The organism is Sebaldella sp. S0638 (assembly GCF_024158605.1).
In the GTDB taxonomy this organism is placed as follows: domain Bacteria; phylum Fusobacteriota; class Fusobacteriia; order Fusobacteriales; family Leptotrichiaceae; genus Sebaldella.
On the sequence record NZ_JAMZGM010000112.1, the window covers coordinates 1 to 709 of the forward strand.

The 709-nt window shown below is 31.2% G+C and carries 1 pseudogene; it reads right to left on the minus strand.

What is annotated here, in order from left to right:
• A pseudogene (locus NK213_RS17840) lies at positions 1-709 on the minus strand (phage head morphogenesis protein); the annotation flags it as partial.

The window sequence follows — 709 nt, forward strand, 5'->3', positions numbered from 1 at the left end:
TTTTCCAAAGCCTAAGCTTTCAATATCTATGTTCTTTTTAAAGTCTTCAAAGGTCTGGCCAAGTTCCAGATTCTTTAACAGCTCTGCATACAATGTTTTCGTTACTTCTAAATCCGTACTTTGTTTTATCCAGAAATATTCAGTCCGGTACTTATCTATCACTTTTTGAATCTGATCATACATCTGGGGTTCTCTGTTAAGTAGCCAGTTTATTGCTTCATTGAAAGTCATGTTGAATATATCCTGAAGGTCTATTTCAGAATATATGGCAAACTCACTCTTCTTTTTGTATTCAGATATCTTACTTCTATCTTTTATTGTGAGATAACTCCCCCATAATTCTGATAGAATTAAGCTGTTTTCATGGTCCTTTATTCCTGTATCTATATTTTTTATATCTTCTATAGAAGTAATGTTTTTTATCTGACCTTTTATCTTTTTACTTATTTCAGGTACTACTCTTTTCCTGAGTCTCTCCAGATATTCAAGTGTCTTTTTATTACTATCTTCAGTATTTTTCTTGGAAAATTCTGTAAATGGACTGTTTTGTTGCTGTTGTTCCTTTTTCTTTAATGTCTTATATCCAAATATCTCTTGTAGCTCTGTATCCTCTATCTCATAGCCTGATTGTATTAATTTGGATATTGTATCCGCCTTTTTATTCATCTTATCTTCTTCAAGATTTTCTATTTGAAGTATTTTTTCCCTA